At 64.5% G+C, this 2,022-nt stretch carries 1 protein-coding gene; it reads left to right on the top strand.

The genetic code is table 11. From position 1 onward, the window contains the following. Nucleotides 1–2,022: beta strand repeat-containing protein (locus tag GGD46_RS33455; protein WP_184711468.1), on the top strand; the 2,022-nt coding region annotated here is incomplete at both ends.

Raw genomic sequence — 2,022 nt, 5'->3', positions numbered from 1 at the left:
CCGGTTTCACGGTCAACTCGGCAACGCAGATCACGGCGACGACACCGGCGGGCGCGGGGAGGGTCGATGTTCGCGTGACCACCGGTGGCGGCACGGGGACATTGACGGGTGGCTATACTTTCCTCAATCCGCCGGTCGCAGGGAATGTTTCTGTGACGGTCGATCCAAACTCGGCGAGCAATCCCATCCCCCTTGCCTTGTCCGGCGGGGCGGCCGCTTCGGTCGCGGTCTCGACTGCGGCAAGCCATGGGACCGCGACGGTCTCCGGGGCGACGATCACCTATACGCCAACCGCAGGCTATGCCGGCACCGACAGCTTTGCCTATACCGCGACCAACGCCACCGGCACCTCGGCGCCGGCAACCGTCAGCGTCCGGATCTCGGCGCCAACAATCACGATTGCGCCGGCGTCACTGCCGCATGCGGCGATCGCTACGTCCTATACCACCACGGTCAGCGCCTCCGGCGGCACCAACCCCTATAGCTATTCGATCACGGCAGGCTCGTTGCCGCCGGGCCTCACCCTGTCGTCATCGACCGGCGAGATATCAGGCACGCCGACCGGAGGCGGGACCTATAACTTCACGCTCACTGCCACCGATGCCACCACAGGCACCGGAGCGCCGTTTACCGGATCCATCGCTTATGCGCTGACGGTCGATGCGCCGACAATGGCGATAACACCGGCTTCAACTCCAAACCCGACCGCGGGAACCGCCTTCAGCGAGACCTTCACCGCATCCGGTGGTACTACTCCCTATACCTATTCCCTGTCGGCAGGTGCGTTTCCCCCCGGCCTGACGCTTACAGCCAACGGTACGCTCTCCGGCACACCCACCGTCGCTGGTTCGTTCAGCTTCATCGTGAGGGCGACGGATAGCTCTAGCGGCACAGGCGCGCCGTATCATGTTGACACAGCTGTCCATACCGTGACCGTCAGCGGCCCGACGCTTGTTCTTAACCCATCGTCAGGCGCACTTCCTGGCGGTACCATTGCAGTTGCCTACAACGAGACTGTAACGGCATCGGCTGGTATCTCGCCCTATAGCTATGCTGTCACAGCAGGTGCGCTTCCGGCCGGCCTCGGCCTTGATGCGTCCACTGGTGCGATATCCGGCACACCGACGGCTGGCGGGACCTTCAACTTCACCATCACCGCAAGAGATAATACCCCCGGGCAGGGGGCACCCTTCACGGTGTCTAACGCGTACAGCATTACGATTGCCGGCCCGACGATTGCGCTTGCGCCGGCAGCCTCTGCACTTCCGGGTGCGGCGCTCAACAATGCCTATAGCGAGACAATCACCGCCTCGGGCGGCACGACACCCTACACCTATACGGTATCGGGTAGCCTTCCGACCGGCCTTTCCCTGTCGCCGGCCGGGGCGCTGGTCGGGACCCCGACGGCCACAGGCACGTTCAACATCACCGTGACGGCAACGGACAGTTCGACCGGTACCGGACCGTTCAGCAATTCCAAGGCCTATAGCCTGGTGGTCACAGCCAATCCGCCGGTGGCAAGCTCCAGCTCGGCAACCGTGGCGCAGAACTCGACGAGCAATGCGATCACCCTCAGCCTGTCGGGCGGGGCGGCGGCATCGGTCGCGGTTGCGACCCAGGCAGGCCATGGCACGGCAACTGCTTCAGGTACGAGCATCCACTATACGCCGACACTGGGCTATGCCGGGGCGGACAGCTTTACCTATACGGCCACCAATGCCGACGGCACATCCGCGCCGGCAACGGTCAGCGTGACCGTATCGGCCCCGACGATTGCGCTTGCGCCGGCGACCCCGACGCTTCCGGCCGCAACCGTTGCCACAGCCTATAGCGAGACGATCACCGCCTCGGGCGGCACGGCACCCTACACCTATACGGTATCGGGTACGCTTCCGACCGGCCTGGCGCTCAACGGAACGACCGGTGCTGTCTCGGGCACGCCGACCGCTTCGGGTTCGTTCTCCTTCACGATCACGGCGACCGATAGTTCGACCGGCACCGGCGCACCCTTTACCGCCTCAG

Source organism: Martinezella lusitana (genome assembly GCF_014207095.1).
GTDB lineage: Bacteria > Pseudomonadota > Alphaproteobacteria > Rhizobiales > Rhizobiaceae > Rhizobium > Rhizobium lusitanum_B.
The sequence above is the reverse complement of the archived record's forward strand: the minus strand, read 5'-3'. Positions and strand labels throughout refer to the sequence as shown.